19 protein-coding genes are annotated in these 22,785 nt (G+C 74.3%); 13 read left to right on the top strand and 6 right to left on the bottom strand.

The window, feature by feature from the left end:
- The first annotated feature begins 49 nt into the window (after positions 1-49).
- The gene (locus tag ACFU5G_RS05445; RefSeq protein WP_377241567.1) at positions 50-2,314 is read left to right on the top strand and encodes a S8 family serine peptidase; all 2,265 of its coding nucleotides are present in this window, start codon (positions 50-52) and stop codon (positions 2,312-2,314) included.
- 96 nt (positions 2,315-2,410) lie between these two features.
- On the opposite strand, the gene ACFU5G_RS05450 is transcribed toward ACFU5G_RS05445, so the two are convergent.
- The gene (locus ACFU5G_RS05450; protein WP_377241569.1) at positions 2,411-2,749 is read right to left on the bottom strand and encodes a YciI family protein; all 339 of its coding nucleotides are present in this window, start codon (positions 2,747-2,749) and stop codon (positions 2,411-2,413) included.
- A gap of 123 nt (positions 2,750-2,872) precedes the next feature.
- On the opposite strand from ACFU5G_RS05450, the gene ACFU5G_RS05455 reads away from it, so the two are divergent.
- Positions 2,873-3,703: a helix-turn-helix domain-containing protein gene (locus tag ACFU5G_RS05455; protein WP_377241571.1), complete on the top strand. Its 831-nt coding sequence runs from the start codon at positions 2,873-2,875 to the stop codon at positions 3,701-3,703.
- Between the two features lie 77 nt (positions 3,704-3,780).
- Positions 3,781-4,164, top strand: a complete 384-nt coding sequence (locus ACFU5G_RS05460; RefSeq protein WP_377241573.1) for a TIGR03618 family F420-dependent PPOX class oxidoreductase — start codon at positions 3,781-3,783, stop codon at positions 4,162-4,164.
- Positions 4,165-4,349: 185 nt separating this feature from the next.
- Here the strand turns inward: ACFU5G_RS05460 and ACFU5G_RS05465 are convergent, their stop codons facing one another.
- The 5 genes from ACFU5G_RS05465 to ACFU5G_RS05485 all read right to left on the bottom strand — a co-directional run bounded on the left by ACFU5G_RS05465 (position 4,350) and on the right by ACFU5G_RS05485 (position 9,967).
- Positions 4,350-6,056: a dipeptide ABC transporter ATP-binding protein gene (locus tag ACFU5G_RS05465; protein WP_377241575.1), complete on the bottom strand. Its 1,707-nt coding sequence runs from the start codon at positions 6,054-6,056 to the stop codon at positions 4,350-4,352.
- A complete protein-coding gene (locus ACFU5G_RS05470; RefSeq protein WP_377241577.1) occupies positions 6,053-6,862 on the bottom strand; it encodes an ABC transporter permease in 810 nt (269 codons plus the stop codon). Before ACFU5G_RS05470 ends, ACFU5G_RS05465 begins: the two co-directional genes overlap by 4 nt.
- Entirely contained in the window at positions 6,859-7,842 is a 984-nt protein-coding gene (locus tag ACFU5G_RS05475; RefSeq protein ID WP_377241579.1) for an ABC transporter permease, read from the bottom strand. Before ACFU5G_RS05475 ends, ACFU5G_RS05470 begins: the two co-directional genes overlap by 4 nt.
- Positions 7,839-9,509 carry an ABC transporter substrate-binding protein gene (locus ACFU5G_RS05480; protein ID WP_377241582.1) on the bottom strand — a complete coding sequence of 557 codons (1,671 nt, stop codon included), beginning with the start codon at positions 9,507-9,509 and terminating at the stop codon, positions 7,839-7,841. Before ACFU5G_RS05480 ends, ACFU5G_RS05475 begins: the two co-directional genes overlap by 4 nt.
- A gap of 158 nt (positions 9,510-9,667) precedes the next feature.
- Positions 9,668-9,967 (bottom strand): hypothetical protein, encoded by a 300-nt coding sequence (locus ACFU5G_RS05485; RefSeq protein ID WP_377231427.1) that lies wholly within the window; start codon positions 9,965-9,967, stop codon positions 9,668-9,670.
- Positions 9,968-10,216: 249 nt separating this feature from the next.
- Between ACFU5G_RS05485 and ACFU5G_RS05490 the strand changes: the two genes are divergently transcribed.
- Genes ACFU5G_RS05490 through ACFU5G_RS05535 form a run of 10 tightly spaced genes read left to right on the top strand, consistent with a single transcriptional unit; the run spans position 10,217 to position 22,682 of the window.
- Positions 10,217-11,434, top strand: coding sequence for a toxic anion resistance protein (locus ACFU5G_RS05490; protein ID WP_121385630.1), 1,218 nt, complete (start codon positions 10,217-10,219; stop codon positions 11,432-11,434).
- Between the two features lie 23 nt (positions 11,435-11,457).
- Entirely contained in the window at positions 11,458-12,036 is a 579-nt protein-coding gene (locus tag ACFU5G_RS05495; protein ID WP_377241584.1) for a hypothetical protein, read from the top strand.
- On the top strand, positions 12,033-13,436 hold the full coding sequence (locus ACFU5G_RS05500; RefSeq protein WP_377241587.1) for an AAA family ATPase: 1,404 nt from the start codon (positions 12,033-12,035) through the stop codon (positions 13,434-13,436). The genes ACFU5G_RS05495 and ACFU5G_RS05500 overlap by 4 nt, the downstream gene beginning before the upstream one ends.
- A complete protein-coding gene (locus ACFU5G_RS05505; protein ID WP_377241589.1) occupies positions 13,433-14,782 on the top strand; it encodes a hypothetical protein in 1,350 nt (449 codons plus the stop codon). Before ACFU5G_RS05500 ends, ACFU5G_RS05505 begins: the two co-directional genes overlap by 4 nt.
- On the top strand, positions 14,779-15,813 hold the full coding sequence (locus ACFU5G_RS05510) for a glutamate ABC transporter substrate-binding protein (protein WP_377241592.1): 1,035 nt from the start codon (positions 14,779-14,781) through the stop codon (positions 15,811-15,813). Before ACFU5G_RS05505 ends, ACFU5G_RS05510 begins: the two co-directional genes overlap by 4 nt.
- Entirely contained in the window at positions 15,810-16,913 is a 1,104-nt protein-coding gene (locus ACFU5G_RS05515) for a hypothetical protein (protein ID WP_377241594.1), read from the top strand. Before ACFU5G_RS05510 ends, ACFU5G_RS05515 begins: the two co-directional genes overlap by 4 nt.
- The gene (locus tag ACFU5G_RS05520; protein WP_377241596.1) at positions 16,910-19,231 is read left to right on the top strand and encodes a tetratricopeptide repeat protein; all 2,322 of its coding nucleotides are present in this window, start codon (positions 16,910-16,912) and stop codon (positions 19,229-19,231) included. Before ACFU5G_RS05515 ends, ACFU5G_RS05520 begins: the two co-directional genes overlap by 4 nt.
- A gap of 43 nt (positions 19,232-19,274) precedes the next feature.
- A complete protein-coding gene (locus ACFU5G_RS05525; RefSeq protein ID WP_377241598.1) occupies positions 19,275-20,393 on the top strand; it encodes a PP2C family serine/threonine-protein phosphatase in 1,119 nt (372 codons plus the stop codon).
- 25 nt (positions 20,394-20,418) lie between these two features.
- The gene (locus ACFU5G_RS05530) at positions 20,419-21,735 is read left to right on the top strand and encodes a VWA domain-containing protein (RefSeq protein ID WP_377241600.1); all 1,317 of its coding nucleotides are present in this window, start codon (positions 20,419-20,421) and stop codon (positions 21,733-21,735) included.
- Positions 21,732-22,682 (top strand): FHA domain-containing protein, encoded by a 951-nt coding sequence (locus ACFU5G_RS05535; RefSeq protein ID WP_377241602.1) that lies wholly within the window; start codon positions 21,732-21,734, stop codon positions 22,680-22,682. The genes ACFU5G_RS05530 and ACFU5G_RS05535 overlap by 4 nt, the downstream gene beginning before the upstream one ends.
- Positions 22,683-22,785 lie beyond the last annotated feature (103 nt).

Consider the following 22,785-nt stretch of genomic DNA (forward strand, 5'->3'; position numbering starts at 1 on the left):
CTCGTGACGCCGGGACCCGCACGGCCCGGCCAGGACTGGGGAGACCACGATGAGCAGAGTCCCGGCGCGGCACGGCGGCGCTCGGCGGCGGGTGGCGCGCGTCGTCGCGGCCGCGGCGTGCCTGAGCTGGCTCCTCCTGCCGGTGCCCCCGGGGTCCGGGAGCACGCCACCGCCGGCGGCGCCGGCCGTGCTGGCCGCGGGCGCGCGTGCCGGATCGATCCCGGGCGAGTACATCGTGGTGCTGGAGGACAGCGAGGGCCCGGGGCCGGTGTCGCTCGGTGCCACGGCCCGGGGACTGGCGCACCGGTTCTCGGGCACGGTGCGGACCACGTTCGCGCACACCGTCCGGGGCTTCAGCACCACGATGCCGGAGGAGGAGGTCCGCCGGCTCGAGGACGATCCGGCGGTCGCCTACGTCGAGCCCAACCGGCGGGTGAGCGCCGCCGACGTCCAGTCGCCCACGCCGAGCTGGGGCCTGGACCGGTCCGACCAGCGCACCCCGCCCCTGGACTCCTCCTACGCCTATGCCAACACCGGCGCCGGGGTGACCGCCTACGTCATCGACACCGGGATCCGGGTGACCCACCAGGACTTCGAGGACCGTGCCGAGTCGGGGGTGGACGTCGTGGACGGCGACGCCGAGGCCGACGACTGCAACGGACACGGCACCCATGTGGCGGGCACCCTCGGCGGGGAGGCCCACGGGATCGCCAAGGACGTGTCCCTGATCGCGGTGCGGGTGCTCGACTGCGCCGGGGACGGCACGACCGAGGACGTGATCGCGGGCGTCGACTGGGTCACCGCCCACCATAGGCCGGGCGAGCCGGCGGTGGCCAACCTCTCGCTCGGGGGCGGCTTCTCGCAGGCGCTGAACGACGCCGTGTCGGCGTCCGTCGCGGACGGGATCACGTATGCGGTGGCGGCGGGAAACGAGAACGGGGCGGACGCCTGCACGCGCTCGCCGGCGTCGGTGCCCGACGCCCTCACCGTGGGCGCCACCACCCGGAACGACACCCGGGCCGCCTACTCGAACATCGGCGTCTGCCTCGACCTCTTCGCGCCCGGGTCGTCGATCACCTCGGCGTGGGCGGACGACGACAGCGCGACCGGCACGATCAACGGCACCTCGATGGCGGCGCCGCACGTGGCGGGCGCCGCGGCGCTCTACCTCGGCGAGGACCCGGCGTTGACGCCCGCCGCCGTCTCGGCCGCCCTGCTCGGTGCCGCGACGCCCGACGTCGTCGCCGAGGCCGGCAGCGGCTCGCCGAACCGCCTGCTGTACACCGGGAGCGTTCCGCCGCCGCGGCATGACTTCGCGGTCTCGATCGACCCGGCCGAGGCGATCGTCCAGGCGGGTGCTCCGATGACGTCAGCCGTCTCGACCCGCACCACGCTCGGCGACCCGCAGCAGCTCGCCCTGACCACGCACGGGCTCCCGCCGGGGGTGACGGCCCGGCTCGACCCGGCAGTCGTCACGTCCGGCGGGCCGTCCGTGCTGACCGTGACCGCCTCGCCGTCGGCGGCTCCGGGCACCTACGGCGTCCAGGTCCGCGCACGCGGCCGGACCTGGCACTCCGCCACCTACCGTCTGACGGTGGCCGGACCGCCGGGCTGCAGCCAGACGAACGGCAGCGACCTGCCCGTCCAGGACGGCGGGACGGTGGAGTCGGTCGTCCAGGTCACGGGCTGCGGAACCACGCCCAGCTCCGCGGCCACGGTCGACCTGGCGATCGTGCACAGCTACGTCGGCGACCTCTACGTGGACCTGGTCGCGCCGAGCGGCCGGGCCCACCGGCTCCACGGCGGCACGGGCGGCGGCGCCCACGATCTCAAGGGCACGTACACGCTCGATCTCTCGGGCGAGACCGCCGACGGCGTCTGGCGGCTGCGGGTCCGCGACACCCAGCCCGGCGACACCGGGTTCGTCGACTCCTGGGCCCTTGACCTCGATCCGCGGCAGCAGGACGTCTGCGAGGGTGAGAACACCACACCGGTACCGATCCCGGACAACGCCACGGTGCACAGCCCGATCACGCTGACGCCGTGCCCGGGCAACGCCTCGGGCGCGGCCCAGGTCGGCGTCGACATCACGCACACCTACCGGGGTGACCTGGTGGTCCGCCTGGTCGCTCCGGACGGCACCGCCTACCCCCTCCTCGACCGCGAGGGCGCTGGGGCGGACGACGTGCACCAGACGTTCGTGGTCGACCTGAGCGACGAGCCGGCCGACGGCACCTGGCGCCTTCAGGTCCAGGACACCGCCACGGGCGACACCGGGGTACTCACCCGCTGGTCCCTCAACTTCGAGGCCTAAGTTTCTCCGCTTTGAGCCGGCCCAAAGCGGAGAAACTTAGGCCTCGAAGGGGAGGTGCGCCACGGCAGCCGGATGATGAGGACTCCGGGTCGGAGCTCAGGACTCCGGGTCGTACATGAGCTCCCGGACCTCCTGGGCGCAGCGGCAGCCCTCCGCGATCCGGGCCGCCCACTCCAGCGCCTCGTCGCGGTCGGCCACCTCGAGGATCGAGAACCCGCCGAGCACGGCCTTGGTCTCCGGGAACGGCCCGTCCGTCACGGTGCCGTCGGTCGCGACGACCGACGCCTGCTGCCGCTCCAGCCCAGCACCGAAGATCCAGACGCCGGCGTCCTTGGCCGCCTGCACCACGGCGTGCGAGGCCTCGGCCACCGCGGGCAGGTCCTCCTGCGGGAACGTCATCGCGCCGTCATCGAACGAGATCAGGTATCGCGGCATCGCAGTCCTCCAGGTCTCGGCGGCCTCGTCGGGCCGATCTCCACGGGGTTGACGGCGTCCGCCCGGGAAACTCATCGACCGGTGCCCTGGCAGGCGGCCGGGCTGTGCCGGAAGGATGACCCCATGGAGTCCTACGTCGAGCGCCCGCCCCGGCCCGCGCTCTCCGGCGTGGTGCGGACGGCGTGGGTCCTGCGCGCGGGGGAGGCACCGTACGTGCAGCGGAACCTGCCCACGGGCGGCGTGGAGATCCACCTCCCGATCGGTGGTCGGCCGCAGCTCGTCGGGCCGTTGACCGGCCCGGACGTCGAGGTGGTCCCGGCGCGCACCACCGTCGTCGGCGTGCGGTACCACCCCGGCACCCCGCCGCGCCTGCCGACGACGCTCGACGACCTCGTGGACCAGCGCGTCGACCTGGCGGACCTCTGGGGCGGCTCGGTGGACGAGCTCATCGACCGGACCGCCCTGGCGCCGACGCCGGAGCACGCGCTGCGGCTCCTGGAGGACCGCCTCCTGGGAGACCTCCGGACGTTCCGGCCCGACCCGTTGGTGGGTGCGGCGGTCGCCGCGCTCATGCCGTGGCGACCGGTCACCGTCGACGCCGTGGCCGGTCACCTGGCGCTCTCGCCGAGCCAGCTCCGCCGGCGCTGTCTGCGGGCCCTGGGCCTGAGTCCCAAGGTGCTGCAGCGGACCCTGCGGTTCCAGGGCTTCCTGGCCCTCGCGCAAGCCGGAGCGGTGGCCACGGGGCGGCGCGGCGCGGACGGCATGGCGGGCATCGCCGTCGACACCGGCTACGCCGACCAGGCGCACCTGGGCCGGGAGTGCGTGCGCCTGACCGGGCTGACCCCGCGCCGGCTGCTCGGCGGCAGCGCCGACCGGTGCGCGTGCGACCACGAGCACGCGGCGTCGTACGGGCCGTTTCTCGCCGCCCGACGCCGGACGCCGCTGCTCGCCTGAGCATGCGCGTTTTGTTCAAGACGGGCCGCCGGCCGGTTCGTAGGTTGGGCCCGCCACCACCGCTGAAGGAGCCCAACATGCTCGAACCCGCAGTCCGCCGCGTTCTCGACGGCACCTCGATCGCCCACGTCGCCACGGTCCTGCCGGACGGCGCGCCCCACGCCGCCCCGGTGTTCGTCGGCACCCACGGCGACCGGATCGTGTTCTTCACCGGCCCCACCATGCGCAAAGCCCGCAACCTGCGCCGCGACCCGCGCGTGGCGCTGTCCGTCGCGCCCGCCGACAACCCGTTCGAGCCCGTCGTCGTCCGGGGCAGGGTGGTCGAGTGGCTGGACGGCGACGCGGGCTGGGCGATCGTCGATCAGCTCGCCCGCAAGTACACCGGCGAGCCGTACTCCCGCGAGCAGGAGCGCATCGTTGCCGTGATCGAGCCCGAGCGGCAGCACGTCGGCGTCGGCTGATCCGTGCCGGGAGGGCGCCGACACCGCAGTGGTGCCCGGCCGGACGGCTACGGGGCGGACGTTGTGCCCACGGGTAGATAACGCTGAGCTAGCAGTGCTCGCTCAGCGTTACCTACCTGGGAGCGCACAGCTCTCCCCGGGGGTCGGGCCCCACCGCGGCCACTTCCCCCGCCCGGTCGGCGGCCCTAGAGGCGGACGGCGTCCCGGAGCTGCCGCGCGTACGGGTGCGCCGCGTCCTCGAACACCGTCGACGCCGGGCCCTGCTCCACGATGCGGCCCTCCTGCATCACCGCCAGGTCGTCGCTCATGTGCAGGGCGACGCCCAGGTCGTGCGTGATCAGCAGGTAGGCGAGGTCGCGCTCGCGCTGGAGCCGGTCCAGGAGGTCGAGGACCTGCGCCTGGACCGAGACGTCGAGCGCCGAGACCGGCTCGTCCAGGACCAGCACCCGGGGCTCGGCCGCGAGCGCCCGCGCGACGGAGACGCGCTGCCGCTGCCCGCCGGAGAGGTGCAGCGGACGCCGTGCGGCCAACGCGGGGTCGAGGCCCACGGTGCCGAGCAGGTCCGCGATCTGCGCGCGCACGGGTCCGGGCCGGAGCGACCGGCCGCGGGTGATCGCGTCCGCCAGGACGGCGCCGACCGTCCAGCGCGGGTCGAACGAGCTCAGCGCGTCCTGGAAGACCGCGCCGATCAGGTGCCGGCGCGGACGGCGTCGGGCCTCCGGCAGCGGGTTCCAGGGCTCGCCCAGCAGCGTGACCTCGCCGGCGTCGGGGTGCTCGAGCCCGAGCAGGAGCCGCGCGGTGGTCGACTTGCCCGAGCCGGACTCGCCGACGAGCCCCAGGGTGCGGCCGGCGCGGAGCGTGAACGACACGTCGTCGGCGGCGACGATCTCCCGCCCGCCGACGTGGAACACGCGCGACACCCCGCGAGCCTCGACCAGCACCTCGTGCTCACCACCGCCGCCGGCACCGGCGCCGGCGGACCCGCCGAACGTAGGGATAGTCGCCTTGTCAGCGCTCAGAGCGCGACTATCCCTACGTTCAGCGGCCGCAGCCGACGGCGCAGCCAGCGACTCGCCGCGTGCCCGGCCCGCCGGCACCGCGTCGACCAGCTTGCGCGTGTACGGGTGCCGGGGGCGCTCGAACACCTCGGCCGGTGTGCCCTCCTCGACCACCACGCCGTCGGTCATCACGAGCACGCGGTCCGCCACCCCCAGCACCGCCGACAGGTCGTGGCTGATCAGCAGCACGGCGGTGCCCTCGTCGCGCAGCTGCCCCAGCAGCCGGAGCACCCCGGCCTGCACGGGCTGGTCGAGCGCCGTGGTGGGCTCGTCGGCGATCACGAGCCGCGGGTCGGCCGCGATACCCGAGGCGATCAGCGCCCGCTGCCGCTGCCCACCCGAGAGCTGGCCGGGTCGCTGACCGGCCCGGAGCTCGGCGTCGGGCAGGCCCACGCGCTCCAGGAGGGCGACGGTGCGCGCGCGCCGCGCGGCGGCGTCGAGGTCGGTGTGCAGGGCCAGCGTGTCGCCGATCTCGCGGCCGACGGGGCGCAGGGGGTCCAGGGAGACCAGCGCGTCCTGTGCGATGAGGCCGACGACGCCCCCGCGCAGCCGGCGCAGACGCCGTCCGGACAGGGAGAGCACGTCCTGCCCCGCGACCGAGAGCCGCGCGGCCGAGACCCGCGCCCCGTCCCCCGCCAGGCCGACGACGCTGCGCGCGGTCACGCTCTTGCCCGACCCGGACTCGCCGACGATCGCCACGCACTCGCCCGCGGCGACGCGCAGGCTCACGCCGTCGACCACCCGCCGTCCGCCGAACGACACGACGAGGTCCCGGACGTCGAGCACCGGCTCGCCCGGCGTCGGCAACCCCTCGCCCGGCCCAGAAACACTCACGAGGCACTCCTGTTCCGCTTCTGGATACCCCGGCCGATGACGGTCGCGGCGGCGGCGCTGGCGACGATCGCGAGGCCGGGGAAGAACGTCATCCACCAGAAGTTGGCGATGTACGTGCGGCCCGCGGCCAGCATCGCGCCCCACTCGGCAGCGGGCGGCACTGCGCCCAGGCCGAGGTAGCTCAGCGACGACACCCAGATGATCGCCTGCCCCAGACCGAGCGTGGCCAGCACGAACAGGGCGGCGGTCACGTTCGGCAGGATGTGGCGCGCGGTGATCCACAGCCGGCTGCGCCCCAGCACGCGGGCGGCCTCGATGAACTCCGCGGACGCCGTCCGGCGCACCTGGGAGCGGATGATGCGCGCGTAGCCGGGCGCGGTCGCCAGCCCGACGGCGATGGTCGAGCTCAGCACGCCCGGCCCCGTGACCACGATGAACAGCAGCGCGAGCAGCAGCCCGGGGAACGCGAACAGCACCTCGACCACCCGGGTGGTGCCGAAGTCGAGCCAGCGCGGCCCGAGCCCCGCGACGAAGCCGAGCACGATCGCCAGGCCGATGCCGATCGCGGTGGCGAGCACCCCGATCAGCAGCGACTCCGAGGCGCCGTGCACCACCCGCGTGTAGATGTCGCGGCCCGACTCGTCGGTCCCGAAGAGGTGGGTGAGCGACGGCGGCTGGAACGCGTCGGCGTGCGAGACGGCGAGCGGGTCGCCCGGCGCGAGCAGGCTCGGCCAGAGCGCCGCGACCACGAGCAGCAGGAGCAGGACGCCGGCGATCGCCTCGGCGACGGTGGGCCGGAACCTCATTCGGCCACCGCCCGGGTGCGCGGGTCGATGACTCGGTCCGCCAGGTCGGTGACCAGCGTCATCACCGCGTACGCGAGCGCCACCACCAGCACGATGCCGGTCACGAGCGTGACGTCGCGCAGCTGCACGGCGGACAGCAGGCTGCGCCCGAGACCCTGCCGCGCGAACACGGACTCGACCACCACGGCGCCGCTGATCAGCGACCCGAAGGCCCACCCCGACAGCCCGACGGCGGGGATGGCCGCGTGCCGCAGGGTGTGCCGCCAGAAGATGCGCACCTCGCTCTCGCCGCGGGCTCGCGCCGTCGTGACGAAGGGCGACTCCATGGCCGTGAGCAGGGACTCGCGCATCACCTGGCCCAGGAACCCCGCCAGCGGGATCGCCATGGTCAGCGCGGGCAGCACGATCCCCAGCGGCCCGGGCACGCTGACCGGCGGGAGGATGCCGAGCGTCAGGCTGAAGAACAGGATCAGCACGGTCGCGAGCCAGAAGTGCGGCACGGCGGCGGCGACCAGCTCCAGCCCGGAGCCGATGGCCCAGGCGATCCGCCCGCCCCGCACGCTCCACGCCGCCAGAGCGCACGCGAGCGCCCACGCCAGCGCCAGCGAGACCAGGGCGAGCGTCAGGGTGGCGCCGAACTGCTCGCCGATCGCGGTCAGCACCGGCTTGTGCAGCGAGTACGACTGGCCCAGGTCGCCCGTCACCAGCCGCCCGAGGTAGGTCAGGTACTGGACGACGAGCGGCTGGTCCAGGCCGTACTCGCGGCGCACCTGCGCCAGCGCCTCGGGGCCTGCCTGCGAGCCGGGGCCGCCGAGGATCGCCTCCGCGGGGTCCCCCGGCACGAGCCGGAGCGCGAAGAACGTGATGGTCGCCGCCGCCCACAGCACGAAGAGGACCCCGCCGGCGCGCAGGAGCAGCCAGTGCCGGTTGCCCGGCACCGGCCTCCTGCGCGCCCCGGTGGTGGGGACCGGAAGGGTCAAGGCACCAGCCAGGCCCCGGCGAAGGTGGGCGTCGACACCGTCGGCATCGCGCGCAGCCCCTGCACGCTCGACGAGCGCAGGAAGTGGTTCTGCTGGTCGTACAGCGGCAGGATGTAGTAGCCCTCGAGGATGATCTGCTGCGCCTCCTCGTAGAGGCTGGCCCGCTCGCCGGCGTCACCGGTCGCCGAAGCCTGGGTGAGCAGCTCGTCGAGGTCGGCGTCGTCCACCTGCGCGAGGTTCGCGAAGTAGCCGCTCGGGGCGGGCGTGATCGAGTCGGAGTGGTACAGGATGCGCAGCACGTCCGGGCCGACCTTCGTGTACGGCGCGCTGACCAGGTCGTACTCGTTCTCGGCGAGCACGCCGTACCAGCTCGACAGGTCCAGCGGCTGGAGCTTGACCTCGAAGCCGGCGGTCTTCGCGTCCGCCTGGATCTGCTCGAACAGGGACTGCTCGGCGGGGATCGACTGGTTGGTGCTCACCGGGAAGTCGAGGGTCAGGCGCTCGCCGTCCTTGACGCGGTAGCCGTCGGCGTCGCGCTCGGCCCAGCCGGCGTCGTCCAGCAGGTCGGACGCCGCGTCCGTGTCCACGGTGAACAGGTCGGGCAGGCTCAGGCCCAGCGGCTCGACGCTGGACAGCGGCGAGTAGGACCGCTCGGCGGTGCCGAAGAACAGGCTCTCGATGCCGTCGTCCACGTTCACGGAGCGAATGAACGCCTCGCGGACGCGCTCGTCGTCGAACGGGGCCTTGCCCGAGTTGAGCTCGATGCGGTTGGACGCGCCGGGGCGCGGGGCGTCGAGCTCCTCGATCGCGTCGTCCGACTCGGCCGACTTGATGGTGTCCGGCTGCGCGTTGTCGATGACCTGCACCTCGCCGGACTGCAGGGCGGCGTAGCGGCTCGCGGAGTCGGGGATGAACCGCCACACGATCGAGTCGAGGTACGGCAGGTCGCTGCCCTCGGTCGCCTCGGCGACGTCGGCCGGCGGCGAGTTGTAGTCGTCGTTGCGGACCAGGGTCACCGAGTCCTGGCGCTCCCACGTGTCGACGACGAACGGGCCGGTGCCGACGGGCGCGGCGCAGTTCTCCTCCTGGCTGCGCTCCAGGGCCTTGGGCGACTCCATCGCGACCCACACCTGCGACAGCGACTCCAGCAGCGCGGAGTCGGGGGCGCTCATCTCGAACCGGACCAGGTGGTCGTCGACGGCGACGACGTCCTTGATCTTCGCCAGCGCGAGGTACCCGGTCGACGACGCCGTGGCCGGGTCCTGCACGTGCGCGATGTTCGCGGCGACGGCCTCGGCGTCGAACGGCGTGCCGTCGGTGAAGGTGACGTCGTCGCGGAGCGTGAACTCCCACTCCAGGCCGTCGTCGCTCGCGTCCCACTCGGTGGCGAGCCACGGGACGACCTCGCCGTCCTCGTCGAGGGAGACCAGCGACTCCAGGTACTGGGTGGCGATGAGCGCCTGCGGGTAGTTGCCGCCGACGTGCGGGTCGAGGCAGGACGGCTCGGCGTCGCCCGACGCGTAGGTCAGCGTGCCCCCGGTGACGGGTTCGCCCGACGGTTCACCGGTGCTCCCTCCTCCCCCGGAGGTGCAGGCGGCGAGCAGGAGGGCGACGGCTGCCGTGACGACGACGGCGGCACGCGGGCGGGAGAACCGGCGCGAGGGCATGGCTTCGTGTACATCCTGTCTGGAAGGGTGTCCGAACAACTGCGTTCATGCTCCCAAACCCCGGGCCCCGGCGGGCCTATTCCGCGGGAGGCCGCCGGGTGAGGCGCACCACACCCAGCAGTCACCCGGGCAACCGACCAGCCATGGTGGTCCCGCGATCACGCAGCCGAGTACCGCTGCCGAGCGGCCTCGCCCGTGGTGCCCAGCGCCTGGCCGACGACGTTCCACGACAGCCCCTGCGCTCGGGCCTGCGCAACTGCGTCTCGGACGGCCTTCTCGGCCTGGCTGGTCAAGTAGATGCGCCGGGCCGCTGCTCGCTGCAGTTCGAGCAACGCCGGTTCGGTCGGTCGCAGCTTCTCTGCGTAGTCGTCGGTGACGGCCTTGGCCGCCATCTCCTCGCCCCAGGCCTCGAGCTCTGCCCGCTCCTCAGGTGTCAGGTTCAGGTCCTCGATCTTCATGCTCACCTCAACGCACTCGGCAAGACCAGGATGCCCTCAACTTCATCCATTTGGCAAGGCTACTTGCCAAGGCATCTTGCCGCACGGGATGGGTCCCGTCCGACGTCGGCCCAGCAGTCACCCGCTCCCCCGGGAACTCTGTCCGGCGCCCCCTCGTTCTCACCCCGCCGAGCAGCGCTTCCGCCCTCGAAGACGGTAGCCCGCGGCATATACTCGCCGCGTTCGGACGCCCTATCTCGAGGAGCACCGATGACCGAGCCGATGCCGCTTCAACCCCCCGCGCCAGCAGAGCCGCTCGTGCTCACCGCGCCCGACCCGGTACAGCCCGTCGCGAGCACCCAGGCGCCCAAGATGGCGCCCAAGGTGGACCCCGCCGTGGCTCCCGCGCTCGACCAGAAGGTCAGCACCTACCTGGACGGCCTGCTCGGCACCGACACCCGCTCCCCCGAGTTCGCCCAGCGCGCCGACGACGTGCGCACCATGGGCGATCAGGACATCCGGCAGGCCGCCGACTCCAGCAACCGCCTGCTGGCCACGCCCGTGCGCGCCCTGAAGGAGGGTGGCCTGGCCGACGGCTCGAAGGTGGGCCAGACCCTCCTGGAGCTGCGCCGCACGGTCGAGGACCTCGACCCGTCCGAGGCCAGCGTCGGCCGCAAGATCCTCGGCGTCATCCCGTTCGGCGACAAGATCCAGGACTACTTCCGCCGCTACGAGTCCGCCCAGGGCCAGCTCAACGCCATCATCCAGGCCCTCTACAACGGGCAGGACGAGCTGCGCAAGGACAACGCCGCGCTCAACCTGGAGAAGCAGAACCTCTGGGACACCATGACGCGGCTCAACCAGTACATCTACGTGGCCGAGCGGCTCGACGCCCAGCTCTCCGCGAAGATCGCCGAGCTGCAGATCGCCGACCCGGAGCGGGCCAAGGCCCTGTCCGAGGACGTCCTGTTCTACGTGCGCCAGAAGCACCAGGACCTGCTCACGCAGCTCGCGGTCTCCATCCAGGGCTACCTCGCGATCGACATCATCATCAAGAACAACATCGAGCTCACCAAGGGCGTGGACCGCGCGACCACGACCACGGTCTCCGCGCTGCGCACCGCCGTCATCGTGGCGCAGGCCCTCGCGAACCAGAAGCTCGTGCTGGACCAGATCGGCGCCCTGAACACGACGACGTCGAACATGATCGCGTCGACCTCGAAGATGCTCGCCGACCAGTCGGCGACCATCCAGGAGCAGGCCGCGAGCTCGACGGTCGGCATCGAGCAGCTCCAGACGGCGTTCGCGAACATCTACGCGACGATGGACTCGATCAGCGACTTCAAGACCCGCGCGCTGGACTCCATGTCGCAGACCATCGGCGTGCTGCAGACCGAGACGACCAAGGCCTCCGAGTACGTCGAGCGGGCCCGGCGCACGAACACCGACGGCGTGGCGAGCGGTTCGCTCGATCTCGGCAACCGGTGACGGCCGCAGGCACGGGGGAACGTATGGGCTGGTGGCAGCGGATCTTCGGCGGCGGACGCCCCGAGGTGGAGCAGCCCGTCGCCGTCCCGGCACCGCCCACGACCGAGCAGATCGTGACGTCCGTCGACGCCGTCCTGGCCCGCGCGTCCGGCAAGGCCCCCGCGGCCGTGACCGCCCGCGTGCAGCGCGTGGTGGAGACGGTGCACGAGATGGTGCCGCGCCTGGACCGGCTCGGCCCCGGCTCCCAGCAGGCGCACACCGTCGTGGCCACGGCCACGAGCTACCTGCCCGAGGCCGTCGACGCGTACCTGCGGCTGCCCCGCGACTTCGCCGACCGGCGCGTCGTGGACCGCGGCAAGACGTCCCTGCTGATCCTCTGCGACCAGCTCGACCTGCTGGGCGCCACGCTCGACAAGATCTCCGACGCCGTCTCGCGCGCCGACGCGGTGGCCCTCGTGGCCCACGGGCGGTTCCTGGAGGAGAAGTTCGGCACCTCGGGCCTCACGCTCCCGGGCCAGATCCAGCCCGGCCAGTCCCTGCCCGGCCCGGGCACGGCAGGCCCGGGCCCGACGTCGGGGCCCGCCCCGCTGGAGGCCCCGTGACCACGACGGCGCTGGCCACCGCCCTCGACGCCCTCGCCCGGGCCGGCACCGACGCCGGCGTGGGCGGCCCGGCGGCCCGCGCCGAGGGCGAGCGGCTGGCCGCCGCCGTCGCCGAGTCCTCCCCCGGCGCCCCGGCCGACTGGCTCGCGGCGACGTCCCCCGGCCGGCCGGCGTCAGCCACGCTGCAGCCGTTCTTCGACGCCGCCGTGGGCGCCCGGCGCTGGCGCTCCGCCCCGACGGACCTGCTCGCGGGCCTCGTCGCGGACGGCTCGGCGCACGCGGCCGGGTACGCCGAGGCGCTGGCCGCGGTGGTCGACGCCGCCGCCGGGCTCGGCGACCCGAGCATCAGCGCCATCGCCGCCGCCGAGGGCACCAAGGCCGTGCACCGCAGCGCGGCGGCGGGCCGCGCGGCCGCGCCCCGTCCGGCCGGCGACCAGGGGCTGGAGTTCGGCGCACCGGCTCTCACCACGACACCGACCCACCCCACGCCGTCGGCCACGGAACCCGAGCCGGCCACCCAGGCCACACAGGCCGCCGGGACCGGACCCGCGCCGGAACCCGCGGACGAGCCCCGCCCGCTGGCCGAGCTGCTCGACGAGCTGGACCAGCTCATCGGCCTGGGCCGCGTCAAGGACGAGATCCACCGCCAGACCGAGCTGCTGCGGATCGAGCGGCTGCGCGCCGAGGCGGGTCTGACCTCCCCCACGCTCACGCGCCACCTGGTGTTCACCGGCAACCCCGGCACGGGCAAGACCACGGTGGGCCGCCTGGTGGCGGGCATCTACCGCGCGCTGGGCCTGCTGGACAAGGGCCACCTCGTGGAGGTCGACCGCTCCGAGCTCGTGGCGGGCTACCTGGGCCAGACGGCGGAGAAGACGACGGCGGTGGTGCAGCGTGCCCTGGGCGGCGTGCTGTTCATCGACGAGGCGTACGCCCTGGCCGAGGACCAGTACGGCCGCGAGGCCGTGGACACCCTGGTCAAGGACATGGAGGACCACCGCGACGACCTCGTGGTGATCGTGGCGGGCTACCCGGGCCCCATGGCCCGGTTCATCGCGACGAACCCGGGCCTGGAGAGCCGGTTCGCGCGGACCATCACGTTCGAGGACTACTCGCCCGAGGAGCTGCGCCGCATCTTCGCGGCCATGGCGGGCTCCGCCGACTTCGAGCCGGAGCCGGCCACCCTGGACCGGTTCGACCGGCTCGCGGCGGACCAGGTGCGGGGCGAGGGCTTCGGCAACGGCCGCTGGGCACGCAACGTGCTCGACTCCGCGATCGCCCGGCACGCCTGGCGCCTGCGGGACGTTGAACGACCGACGGTGGACCAGCTGCGCACGCTGGTCCCGGAAGACCTGGAGGACGTCGTGGACATCGGGACAGACAGCGAGGCCACCCTGTGACCGCACCCCTGACGACCACGGGCCCGCCGCCGGCCGACCCGGACCCGGCGGCCCCGCCGGCCCCCGGAGACACCCCGCCCGCCCGCACCGGCATCCGGGACCGCATCACGGCGGAGCTCGCGACCACCCCGGGCCGCCTCGCGCTGGCCACCGCCGTCGCCGTGGTGGCGTGCCTGCTGCTGGCGGTCACCGGGTTCCTGGCGGGCAACAGCCAGGCGGCGGCGCTGCGGGACGCGCAGCGCGACGCCGCCCAGCTCGTGGGCACGCAGGAGCTGCGCAACGACCTGGTCTCGGCGGACGCGACGGCGACCAACGCCTTCCTGGTCGGCGGGCTGGAGCCCACCGAGGCCCGGGAGCGCTACGAGGCCAGCCTGTCGGAGGCCGCGCGAGCCCTGCCCACCCTGTCCGCCACGGCGCAGGGCACGGACGAGACCACCGACCTGGCCACGGTCTCCGACTCCGTGCAGCGGTACGCGGGCCTGGTCGAGTCGGCCCGGGCCAACAACCGGCAGGGCTTCCCCGTGGGCGCCGCCTACCTGGACCAGGCCTCGGCGGCCCTGCGCGACGAGGTGCTGCCGACGCTCGACCAGGTGGCGGTCTCGACGTCCGAGCGGGTGGACTCCGACCTGACCTCCGTCTCCCTCGCCCAGGCCCTGCTGCTTTTCGTGCTGCTGGGCCTGGTGGCGCTGGCCGCCGTCCAGCTCTGGCTGGCGCGGCGCACGCGCCGCCGGCTCAACCTGGGCCTGGCCGCCGCGAGCGCCGCCCTGCTGGTGGGCGGCATCGTGGCGACGGTCGCGGTGCTCGGTGGCAACGGCGTGGCGCGGTCGGTGGCGAGCGGCCCGTACGCGGCGACGGTCGCCACGTCCCAGGCGCTGTCGCAGGCCACGGACGCCAAGTCGATGGAGTCGTTCACGCTGATCAAGCGGGGTTCCGGCGCCGAGTTCGAGGAGACGTACCAGACCGCGGTGGCCGACGCCCGCAACCTGCTGGACGAGGCCGCGGACGCCGTCCCGAGCACCGGTTCCGGCTCGGACTCGCCCCGCGAGCTGCTGGACGCGTGGGACGCCAAGCATGCCGAGATCCGTGACCTGGACGACGGCGGTGACTGGGAGGGCGCCGTCGAGGCGGCGACGTCCACGGCCGACGACTCGGCGGGCGCGGCCTTCACCGCGTTCTCCGACCGGGCCCACGCCGACGTCGAGGCCACGAGCACGGACGCCGTGGGCCGGCTCGGCTCCGCGGCGACCACCGCCCAGATCGCGGCCTGGGTCGCCCTCGTGCTCGGTGTCGCCGGGGCCGTGGCCGCGGCCGCCGGGATGAACGTCCGCCTGAAGGAGTACCGATGAGCACGCGCGCAGCCCGCAGACCGATCGCCGCCGCCCTGGTGGCGCTGGCCCTGGTGGGCGCGACGGCGGCGTGCGCGCCCCAGCCCACGACGCAGCTGCTGACCGGTGCGGCCGCGGCGGGCTCCGCGCAGGAGTCCGTCCAGGACACCGCGCAGGGCACGGCCCCGCGGGCCGCGACGGGCGGGACGGCGGCGGGCACGGCGACCGCGGCGGCGGACTGCAGCGACGGGCTGCCGGCCGTCGCCTCGGCGGACCCGGACGGCAGCCCCGAGGTGACGTCGGGCTCCACGATGGCCGACATCCGCGAGCGCGGGGCCCTCCGGGTCGGCGTCTCGGCGGACACCCTGCTCATGGGCTCGCGCAACCCGTTCAACGGCGACATCGAGGGCTTCGACATCGACGTGGCGCGGCAGATCGCCGACGCCATCCTGGGCGACCCCGACAAGATCCAGTACCGGGTCATCACGTCGGGCGACCGGGAGACCGTCCTGGAGGACGGCGACGTCGACGTCGTGACGCGCGCGTTCACGATCAACTGCGACCGGTGGGAGAACATCGCGTTCTCCGCGGAGTACTACCACGCGGGCCAGAAGCTGCTGGTGCCCTCGACGTCGGACGTGGAGAGCATCGACGACCTGGACGGGCAGCGCGTGTGCGCGCCGGAGGGCACCACGACCCTGGAGCGGCTGCAGGAGTGGGAGGGCGTCGAGGCGGTGCCCGCGGCCACCCACACCACGTGCCTGGTCCTGTTCCAGCAGGGCGCGGTGGACGCGATCACCGGTGACGACACGGTCCTGGCGGGCTTCGCGGCCCAGGACCCGTACGCCAAGGTGGTGGGCGACGCCGTGAGCGACGAGCCGTACGGCGTCGGCATCCCCGCCGGCCAGCCGGACATGGTGCGGTTCGTCAACGGGGTGCTGGAGGACATGGTCTCGAGCGGGCAGTGGGAGAAGTCCTACGACCGCTGGCTGGGCGACGCGCTCGGCAGCGCCCCGGACGCCCCGGAGCCCGTGTACGGACGGACGCCGTGAGCCGGACACAGCGCGCGCCGGCGCCGCCCGGCGCCCTGGGCGTGGCGGCCGAGCCCGCCGCGCTGCTGACCTACCTGTCCGACCTGCAGGCCTGGCTCGACGTGCGCCGGGCCGACCTGGACCGGCTCGACGCCGCGGCCCGGCAGGCCGGCGCGGACGCCGTCACCGCCGACGTCGTGCTGGCCCTGACCCTGTGGCAGGCGGTGCGCACGCGTACCGACGAGCTGGTCGAGGTGTGGGACTCCGGCCGGGCCGACGCCGTGGCGCGCGAGCGCATGTCGCAGCTCGTCTGGGGCCGCCTCGGCGGCGACCCCGCCACGTCCCTCCTCTCCCTGGTCGACGCCGCCCGGCTGTGCGACGCGCAGGCCGACCAGCTCGCCACCAGGCTGTCGTTCGACCCGCACGCCGCCGACGTCACCGCCCGGTTCCGGGCGCTGGCCGCCGGGGTGGTCCGCGCCGAGGACGCCGCGCGCGCCACGGCCACCACGGAGGACGACGCCGCGGTGGCCCGCCTGCGCGACCGGCTGAGCCGGCTCAGGGCGGACGCCGCCCGCGGCGCCGACGTCACCGGCCCGCTGGGCGCGCTGGAGGACGAGGTCGCGCGCACCGAGCGGGACCTCATCGTGCACGCGGCCCGGAGCCGGTCGCTCGCCAAGGACCGGGAGCGCGCCGTCGAGCTGCGCGCCGCCCTGGCGGGCCGGGCGCCGGGGCTGGCGAGCATCGCCGACCGCTGCCGCCGGGAGGTCGTCGACCCGCCGCGCCTCGCGATCCCGGACGTGCTCCGGCTCGGCGAGGTGCCGCACGAGCAGGCGGCGCTGACGACCTACGTCCAGCGGTTGGGCGCCGTCGAGCGCGCGATGGAGAAGGTCGAGGACGCCTACACCGCACCGCTGCGGGAGCGCGCCGAGCTGCGCTACCGCGTCAAGAACCTGATGACGAAGGCCCAGGGCAACGGGCGCTCGTCGTCGCCGGCCGTGAAGGCGGGCGAGGACGAGGTGCGCGACGTGCTCGACGCGACCCCCTGCGACCTGGCCCTGGCCCGGCACTTCACCGAGCAGCTCGAGACGCTCGTGCGCGACCTCCCGGAGGGACACCGATGACCGAACAGAAGTGCGCCGAGCCCGGCTGCACCGGCACCATCGAGGACGGCTACTGCAACGTCTGCGGCACGCCCGCCGGCGGCAACCCCGACGGCGACGCGCTGGCCGCCGTCGCGGCGTCCTGGGCCGAGGGCGACCTCGACGCGACCACGGTCCGCGCCTCGGGCTCGGCGCCGAACGGCTCCGTGGCGAACGGCTCCGTGCCGAACGGGATGGCGGAGCCGTCGACCGGGCGCACCAGCTCCTCGCGCCTCGCGTCCACCGCCCTGGGCTCGGCCCGCGTCACCGGGGGCACCAGCCAGACGCGCCGGGTCGGTACCGGCTCGACGCGCCTGCGCGGGCACCGCCTGGGCGCGGGCCTGACCACCGTGCCGCACACCCCGGTGGCCGATCCGCTGCAGGCCGTCATGGCCACGCCGGAGCTCGCGGAGTCCAAGCGGTACTGCCCCACGTGCGGGCAGCCCGTGGGCCGGGCCAGGGACGGCGTGCCCGGCCGCATCGCCGGGTTCTGCGGGCACTGCGGCGCGCGGTACGACTTCGCGCCCGCGCTCAAGGCGGGCGACCTCGTGGCCCGGCAGTACGAGGTGGTGGGCTGCCTGGCCCACGGTGGCCTCGGCTGGATCTACCTGGCCCGGGACCGCAACGTCAGCGGCCGCTGGGTGGTGCTCAAGGGCCTGCTGAACGCGGGCGACACGGAGGCGTACGAGGCCGCCGTCGCCGAGCGGCAGTTCCTCGCCGAGGTGGAGCACCCGCTCATCGTCGAGATCTTCAACTTCGTGCTGCACGAGGGCCTCGGCTACACCGTCATGGAGTTCGTGGGCGGCCGGTCGCTCAAGGACGTGCTCAAGGACCGCCGCGAGCAGGACGGCGGCCAGCCCCGCCCGCTGCCGGTGGACCAGGCCATCGCGTACATCCTCGAGGTGCTGCCCGCGTTCAGCTACCTGCACGACCACGACCTGCTGTACTGCGACTTCAAGCCGGACAACATCATCGCGCAGGGCGACGGCGTCAAGCTGATCGACATGGGCGGCGTGCGCCGCACCGACGACCTGACGTCGGCCATCTACGGCACGGTCGGCTACCAGGCGCCCGAGGTGCCAGAGGTCGGCCCGTCCGTGGCGTCGGACATCTTCACGCTCGGCCGCACCCTGGCCTCCCTGGTGCTGGACTTCCGGGGCAACACGACCGTCTACCAGGCGTCGTTCCCGCCCGTGGCCGACACCCCCGTGTTCCAGAAGTACGACTCGTTCTACCGCTGGCTCGCCAAGGCGTGCGCCCCGGCGCCCGCCGACCGGTTCGCGTCCGTGGACGAGGCCCGGGTGCAGCTCCTTGGCGTGCTGCGCGAGGTGGTCGCCACCGACAAGGGGCCCGGGTACACGGCCACGACGTCGGCCGAGTCGGTGCTGTTCGGCGTGCCGCCGCTCGACGGCGCCGACGGCGCCCTGGACTGGAACGAGCTGCCGCTGCTGAAGGTCGACTCGACCGACCCGATGGCGTCCTGGCTGGCCGGCGTCAACGTCGCCGACCCGGCCGAACGCATCAAGGCGCTGGCCGACCCGGCCGAGCACACCGTCGAGGTGCGCCTCGCCGTGGCCCGCGCCGCGATCGAGGCGGACGACGGCGCGCTGCTCCGGTCCACCGTGGCGCAGATCCTGGAGCACGACCCGTGGGAGTGGCGCGCGGCCTGGATGGAGGGCCTCGGGCACCTCGCGACGGGCAACGCCGCCGCGGCCCGCGCGTCGTTCAACGCCGTCTACGGGCAGGTGCCCGGCGAGCCCGCGCCCAAGCTGGCGCTGGCCACGGTCTGCGAGCTGTCGGGCGAGCCCGGCGTGGCCGAGCAGCTCTACGGCACCATCGCCCGGGCCGACGCCAACTACACGGGCGCGGCCGCGTTCGGCCTGGCCCGCGTGCGGTCCGGGGGCGGCGACCTGGACGGCGCGCTCGGCGCGCTGGAGCTCGTGGGCCCCACGCGCGGGTCGTTCCCGGACGCCCGCCTGCAGCGGGCCCGGCTGCTCGTGGAGGCGCACCGCTCGCTCGTCGACCTGGCCGACGCCGTCGCCGGGCTGGACGCCGCCCACATCCCCGACCGGCCCAAGGCCGTCGTCACCGTCGAGGCCCTCGACGAGGCGCTGGAGATCGTGCTCCGCGACGGCCCTCTGCCGAGCCTCCGGGTGGCGGGCGTGGCCGCCGAGGAGGGGCACCTCCGGGACCGCCTGGAGCTCGCCCTGCGCAACCTCGCCCACCTCACCGACGAGCGCTCGGAGCGCGTGGCGCTCGTGGACCGGGCAAACTCCGTACGGCAGTGGACGTGGCGATAAACGGGGCGAGAGCCCTGACGAAAGCAAGGAGATCCACCCAGACATGAGTGCCGAAGACAGTGTCCTCGTCCGATGCCCCAGCTGCGGGGAGAACGCGGCGCCCCGCGCCAGGTTCTGCGAGAACTGCGGCACCGCGCTGGGCACCGGCGGGGCGGACCCGTCCCTGCCCGACGAGGTGACGCTGGACGTCGCCCCCACGGTCCTGGACCTCGACCCGGCGACGGGCGAGGCCGGGGGCAACCGGCGGTGCGCGGCCTGCGGCGGCGTCATCGCCGACGACGGCTACTGCGCCGACTGCGGCGCCCCGGGCCAGTCCGAGCGCGACCACTTCGAGGAGCGGCCCGCCAGCTGGGTCGCGGGTGTCTGCGACCGGGGCATCCGGCACGCGCGCAACGAGGACGCGATGGCCCTGGCCGCGAACGGCGCCTTCGCGGCGCTCGTGGTGTGCGACGGCGTCTCCAGCGCACCGGACTCCGACGTCGCCTCGCTCGCGGCGAGCCGGGCCGCGCGGGACGTGCTCGTGGCCTACGGGCCCGAGGGGCCGAGCTCGGTCGAGGGCGCCACCAGCCGCCGCATCGCGGGCTGGACCGACGCCATGGTCGCCGCGTCGCGCGCCGCCGGCCAGGCCGTGCGGGGCGCCGCCGAGCAGCTCGCCGCGACCAAGGGGACCGACGTGGCGGACGACCCGCCGTCGTGCACCTTCGTGGCCGCCGTCGTGGACCACGACCTGATCGTCGCGGGCTGGCTGGGCGACTCCCGCGTGTACTGGCTGCCGGACGCCGGGCCCGCCGAGCAGCTCAGCGTCGACGACTCGTGGGCGCAGGAGATGATCGCCGCCGGCGTGCCGCGCGCCCAGGCCGAGACGTCGCCGCAGGCGCACGCCATCACGCGGTGGCTCGGGCCCGACGCCGCCGACACCGACGCGCGCTGTGCCGCGACCGTCCCGAACGGGCCCGGCTGGCTGCTGGTCTGCTCCGACGGCCTGTGGAACTACTGCTCCGACGCGCACGAGATGGGTGAGCTCGTGCGCAAGTTCGCCGGCTGCGGCGAACCGCACGCCGCCGCCGCGGCGCTCGTCCGCTGGGCGAACGCCCAGGGCGGGCGGGACAACATCACCGCCGCGCTCGCGCGGATCGCCCCGACTGTCACCGAGCAGCGCTAGCCTGCCGTAACCGAGAGGAGCCACCGTGGCCGAGTTCTCCGCCGAGGTCTTCCAGAACGAGTTCCTGTCCGACGGCGGCACCGACGTGCACGCCATCGTGTCCGTGACCTGCACCGGCGCGGGGGCAGCCGGGGCCGGCACCGCCGCGGGCGCCACCGCCACCGCCGACGCGGGCGGTTCGGGCCAGGTCGCCGAGATCGTCGCCGTCGACACGTCCGGCTCCATGCAGGGCCGCAACATGGAGGCCGCCAAGCACGCCGCGGCGGTCGCCGTGGACCAGATCCCCGACGGCACGCTCTTCGCGATCATCGGCGGCTCGCACGTGGCCACGAGGATCTTCCCGTACCCCAACGCCCGCGTGCCGATGGTGGCGATGGAGCCCGGCGCGCGAGCCGAGGCCAAGCGCGCCATCTCGACCATGTCGGCCAGCGGCGGCACGGCCATCTCGACGTGGCTGCGGCTCGCCGACGACCTGTTCGCCACCGTCCCGGCGGCGCAGAAGCACCTGATCCTGCTCACGGACGGCAAGAACGAGTCCGAGCCGAAGATGCACCTGGACCAGATGATCACCCACGTCACGGGGCACTTCCAGTGCGACGCCCGCGGTGTGGGCGACCGCTGGGTGGTGGAGGAGCTGCGCAAGATCTCGACGGCTCTGCTCGGCACCGTGGACCTCATCGCGCGCCCGGAGGACATCGCGGAGGACTTCGCGGCCCTGGTCCGCAAGTCCATGGCCCGCGGCGTCGCCGACGTGGACCTGCGGGTGTGGGCGCCGCAGGGCTCGCAGGTGCTGTTCGTCAAGCAGGTGGCCCCCGAGGTCGACGACCTGACGAGCCGCCGCACCGAGGTGAACGCGCTGACCAGCGGGTTCCCCACGGGCGCGTGGGCCGACGAGACCCGCGACTACCACGTGGCGGTCCGGGTGGCGGCCAAGCCCGTGGGCTCGGAGCAGCTCGCCGCGCGCGTGCAGATCGCGGTGGGTGGCGAGGTGCAGGCGTCGGGCCTGGTCAAGGCCAAGTGGTCGGACGACTCGACGCTCACCGCCCGGATCAGCCCCGAGGTGGCGCACTACACGGGCCAGGCGGAGCTCGCCTCGGCCATCCAGGAGGGCCTGGCGGCCAAGGCCTCGGGCGACGAGGCGACGGCGACGGTGAAGCTCGGCCGCGCCGTGCAGCTCGCCGCCGAGACCGGCAACGACGAGGCCACCTCGCGCCTGCGCAAGATCGTGGAGGTGGAGAACGAGGAGGAGGGCACCGTGCGGCTCAAGCGGAACACCGCCAAGCTGGACGAGATGGCACTCGACACCGCGTCCACGAAGACCACCCGGGTACGGCGCGCATGACCGTCGTCTGCCCCGAGGGACACACCAGCCAGGCCACGGACTACTGCGACGTCTGCGGCACGCCGATCCCCGCGAGCGCGGCGGCCGATCCCGGGGGGCCGGGTTCGGGGGCCTCGGCGGCTTCTGCGGCAGGAGGCGGTTCCGGCACGCCCGCCCAGGCGACGGCCGAGCCCGTGACCTGCCCCAACTGCGGCGACGTGTCCCCCGCCGACTCGCTGTTCTGCGAGAACTGCGGGTACGACTTCACCACCGGCACGCCGGCACCGCCTGCCCCGCCCGCGGCTCCGTCGTCCGGCCTGGACCTCGGGGACCTGGGGGCGACGCAGCCCGGGACCGGCTCGGTCCCGGCCGACCCCGGCCCCGGGTCCGGGCGCGTGGCGGCAGGCTCGGCGCCGGTGGGATCGGCGTCGGCCGGCTCGGTTCCGGCAGGTTCGGTTCCGGCAGCGGCCACGCCGGCCGGGACCGCGGCGTCGGCCGGTGTGCCGGCGCCCGCAGCCGAGCCGTCGGCGCAGGGCGGGCTCGCCGCGCCGCCCGTGCCGGGCGACGACGCCTGGGTGGCCGAGATCTGGGTGGATCCTGACTGGTACGCGCACGAGCGGCCGGAGGACCCGATGCCGTCCGCGGGCCTGCCCGGCCTGGTGACGCTGCGGCAGCGCAGCCTCCTGGTGGGGCGGCCGTCGAAGTCGCGCGGCATCCGGCCGGACATCGACTGCGGCAGCGACCCCGGAGTGTCCCGGCGGCACTGCCAGCTGACCACGGACGGTCAGCGCTGGTGGGTGGAGGACCTGGGCTCGTCGAACGGGACATTCGTCTCGGCGGCGGGTGACCCGCTGCCGGACAACCCGCTGAACCAGGGCGTGCGCCGGGAGATCGAGGAGAACGACCGGGTCTTCGTCGGCGCGTGGACGCGCCTGGTGATCCGCAAGGCCCTCCCGGGCGAGGCCTGACCCGGGTGTCAGACGCTCAGGTCACCCGGGTGACCTGAGCGTCTGACACGTCGGGGGCGGGGGTGCGGCGCAGGCGCAGCGCGACCAGCCCCGCGCCGACCAC

This window comes from Promicromonospora sp. NPDC057488 (genome assembly GCF_042802395.1).
Classification (GTDB): domain Bacteria; phylum Actinomycetota; class Actinomycetes; order Actinomycetales; family Cellulomonadaceae; genus Promicromonospora.

What these genes read in the sequence shown, in the direction of transcription:
- ACFU5G_RS05470 (WP_377241577.1), bottom strand. Translation starts at nt 6,862, where the DNA reads ATGAGGTTCCGGCCCACCGTCGCCGAGGCGATCGCCGGCGTCCTGCTC.
- ACFU5G_RS05495 (WP_377241584.1), top strand. Translation starts at nt 11,458, where the DNA reads ATGGGCTGGTGGCAGCGGATCTTCGGCGGCGGACGCCCCGAGGTGGAG.
- ACFU5G_RS05535 (WP_377241602.1), top strand. Translation starts at nt 21,732, where the DNA reads ATGACCGTCGTCTGCCCCGAGGGACACACCAGCCAGGCCACGGACTAC.
- ACFU5G_RS05460 (WP_377241573.1), top strand. Translation starts at nt 3,781, where the DNA reads ATGCTCGAACCCGCAGTCCGCCGCGTTCTCGACGGCACCTCGATCGCC.
- ACFU5G_RS05490 (WP_121385630.1), top strand. Translation starts at nt 10,217, where the DNA reads ATGACCGAGCCGATGCCGCTTCAACCCCCCGCGCCAGCAGAGCCGCTC.
- ACFU5G_RS05480 (WP_377241582.1), bottom strand. Translation starts at nt 9,509, where the DNA reads ATGCCCTCGCGCCGGTTCTCCCGCCCGCGTGCCGCCGTCGTCGTCACG.
- ACFU5G_RS05445 (WP_377241567.1), top strand. Translation starts at nt 50, where the DNA reads ATGAGCAGAGTCCCGGCGCGGCACGGCGGCGCTCGGCGGCGGGTGGCG.
- ACFU5G_RS05520 (WP_377241596.1), top strand. Translation starts at nt 16,910, where the DNA reads ATGACCGAACAGAAGTGCGCCGAGCCCGGCTGCACCGGCACCATCGAG.
- ACFU5G_RS05485 (WP_377231427.1), bottom strand. Translation starts at nt 9,967, where the DNA reads ATGAAGATCGAGGACCTGAACCTGACACCTGAGGAGCGGGCAGAGCTC.
- ACFU5G_RS05525 (WP_377241598.1), top strand. Translation starts at nt 19,275, where the DNA reads ATGAGTGCCGAAGACAGTGTCCTCGTCCGATGCCCCAGCTGCGGGGAG.
- ACFU5G_RS05510 (WP_377241592.1), top strand. Translation starts at nt 14,779, where the DNA reads ATGAGCACGCGCGCAGCCCGCAGACCGATCGCCGCCGCCCTGGTGGCG.
- ACFU5G_RS05450 (WP_377241569.1), bottom strand. Translation starts at nt 2,749, where the DNA reads ATGCCGCGATACCTGATCTCGTTCGATGACGGCGCGATGACGTTCCCG.
- ACFU5G_RS05455 (WP_377241571.1), top strand. Translation starts at nt 2,873, where the DNA reads ATGGAGTCCTACGTCGAGCGCCCGCCCCGGCCCGCGCTCTCCGGCGTG.